This is a genomic window from Marinobacter sp. AC-23, from assembly GCF_001858325.1.
Taxonomy (GTDB): Bacteria; Pseudomonadota; Gammaproteobacteria; order Pseudomonadales; family Oleiphilaceae; genus Marinobacter.
On the sequence record NZ_MBPP01000081.1, the window covers coordinates 1 to 2770 of the forward strand.

Genomic DNA, 2770 nt, shown 5'->3' on the forward strand with positions numbered 1-2770 from the left:
AGATGCTGGCTCAGGGTATTGGTTCGGCACCAACTTTCGAGTTCCAACTGATCGTTTACAGTTAGATTAAACGGCGCTGCGGGTTTGGCCACAATGGGAGCCTTTTATTGCTGATGGATAGCTCTTATTATACCCGATATGGATCAGCGAATTAAACAGACGAAACACTAGTGATGTTTGATATCGATTTCTTTAAAAAGGTAAATGATAACCACGGCCACTTGGCGGGCGACGAAGTTATTAAACACACCGCAGCAACGGCCAAAAGCAATTTACGACAATCCGACAGCATTGGCCGCTATGGTGGCGAAGAATTCGGAATTATATTACCGGAGACCGATGCGGAAGGGGCTCGCATCATATGTGAGCGTATACGGGAGAGCATCGAACAAAGCATAGTTCAGACCAGCGTGGCGCCTATTCAATACACAGTAAGCGTGGGAATCTCGCAATTAACTGGTAGCCCGGAAAACCATATGACATGGATGCAGCAAGCAGATGAAGCTCTATATACAGCAAAAAAAGGCGGAAGAAACCTGGTTGTTGTTTCTGAGTAACGTTTGATCTGCCTAGCACTAACAAAAAAGGGCCGGATGAACAAATCACCCGGCCCTTTTTATATTCTTTAACTGATCAGTCTTGCTGCCAGCTCTGCACTGCTTCTTTGCCGTGCTTTTGACGCCACTCGTTCAGAATCTTGTGATTGCCACCGCGAGTTTGAACTTCCTCACCGGTGTGCGGATTCTTATAAGTTTTCATGGGGCGCTTGGCACGAGTGCCCGTGCTGCCTTCCGCCTTGGCTCCGGCGATAGAAGGATCGATCGCGCCCAGAATCTGAAGCACATGCTTGGGCGTCTTATCGTACTCTGCCATCAACTCACGAATGCTGTTCTCAAACGCCAGCTCACTCTTCAGAGCCTGATCTTGCTCCAGTTGATTAATCTCGGTTGCCAGCTTTTCCATAAGCTGCTTCTTCTGGTAATAATCATTAATCTTTGCCATGGAATTAAAACCTTAAATTCTATGTGGGTTCTAAAACTCAAACTTCGCTAATGTACGCATCAGTTCAAGAGCTCGCCAAAATCCAAAGAGATAGTAATTCATAATATTACATATGGCAAAGAATATTCGTTTAACACTCTTTAATCGATCTAAATAACCGCTTATACATTTTATTCGTCGGGTATCAATACGCGCAGATAATTCAGTTCAACAAGGCACTGTTTAAACGCCTGCTTTGCCGCCTCATCTCCATGCACAATACGAATTTCAGCAGGCTTCTTTGGAATACCTTCAATAAAGCGAATTAAATCCGATTGCCCGGCGTGGGCAGAATAACCACCCACCTGATGCACCCTGGCCCGTATATCAAAACGCTCATCATCCAGTGTTACCCAACCGCCCCGGGCACCATAAGTAAGAATATCCCGCCCAGGTGTACCGGCCGCCTGGTAGCCTACAAACAACACATCGTTTCTGGCTTCACCAAGCATCGCCTTAAGATAATTAACCACCCTACCCCCGGCACACATCCCCGAACCGGCCAGTACCACACAGGGCGATGGGAGCGCGCAAGATACTCAACAGCGTTCAAATGATCCGCGTGGGAATCAATGACCGTTAACTGCTCAAACGAAAGCGGGTGCCTGCCTTGGCGAACCAGATCCGCCGCCTCCCCATCCCAGAACGGCTTCAGCTTGCGATAGATGCTGGTGAACTTTGCTGCGAGAGGCGAATCCACCACAATGTCCAAATCGCCCCAGGCCACACCATCCGCTACAGAGTCGTTTCGAAATTCGTGTATCAGGCCTTCTATTTCATACAACAGCTCCTGAGTGCGGCCAATACTGAACGCCGGAATCAACACCGTGCCGCCATCCTCCAGCGCTCGCTCCAGAATCGCTTTTAAACGATAGCGCCGCGCCTCCCGGCTCTCGTGATCCTTATCACCGTAGGTGCTTTCAATCACCAAACGATCGGCCCGCTCCGGCGAGGCAGGCTCCTGCAGCAAAGGCGCATGAGGCGCGCCCAAATCGCCACTGAACACCACACGCTCTCGCTCACCTCCGGAAGCTGCATCACACTCAACATACGCCGACCCCAGAATATGCCCCGCGCGCTGTAAACGAACCGAGAGCGAACAACCCGGCTCCGCAAACACCTCATGCCACTGCCCATAAGGCACAGGCACAAGCCGGGAACGAATCAACCCCAGCACCCGCTCAATCAGCGCTTTGTTCCGGGTAAAACCGATTTTTAAGGCATCTTCCAGAATGGAAGGCAACATAATGGCGGAAGGTTCCGAACAGATAATCGGCCCCTCAAACCCCGCTGCCAATAAATACGGAATACGGCCCACATGGTCAATGTGCACATGAGTGACAACCAGGGCACGGATATGCTCAATAGGAAAATCAACGGAGAGATCGGAGGCGCTGGCACCATCCCCCTTTTCCTGCCCCTGGAACAGGCCGCAGTCAATAAGGATACCGGCAGAAGAAGGTTTGGAAGTGGGAGTTGGCTCTGCATTAAGAGTCAGCTCGTGGCAGGAGCCAGTAACGCCTGTGGTGGCGCCGTGGTGGGTTATGTTTATCATATTCAACAATCCTTGTTGTAGTCCCCTCTCCCCAACCCCTCTCCCGCAAGGAGAGGGGCTAACTGCACCGCTCTCAAGCCTCGGGGGTTTAACTCCCCTCACCCTGGGAGACGGGCCGGGGGAGAGGGGCTAACTGCACGGCTCTCAGGCCCCGGGGGTTTGGCTCCCCTCACC

The 2770-nt window shown here is 51.3% G+C and carries 2 protein-coding genes and 1 pseudogene; 1 reads left to right on the plus strand and 2 read right to left on the minus strand.

Translation table 11 applies throughout. The annotated features are described in order from the left end of the window. The first annotated feature begins 173 nt into the window (after positions 1-173). On the plus strand, positions 174-557 hold the full coding sequence (locus tag BCA33_RS18935; protein WP_071268290.1) for a GGDEF domain-containing protein: 384 nt from the start codon (positions 174-176) through the stop codon (positions 555-557). Between the two features lie 76 nt (positions 558-633). Here the strand turns inward: BCA33_RS18935 and BCA33_RS18940 are convergent, their stop codons facing one another. Further along, on the minus strand, positions 634-1002 hold the full coding sequence (locus BCA33_RS18940) for a histone-like nucleoid-structuring protein, MvaT/MvaU family (protein WP_071268292.1): 369 nt from the start codon (positions 1000-1002) through the stop codon (positions 634-636). 170 nt (positions 1003-1172) lie between these two features. Beyond that, positions 1173-2596: pseudogene (locus BCA33_RS18945) on the minus strand (MBL fold metallo-hydrolase RNA specificity domain-containing protein). Between the last annotated feature and the right edge of the window lie 174 nt (positions 2597-2770).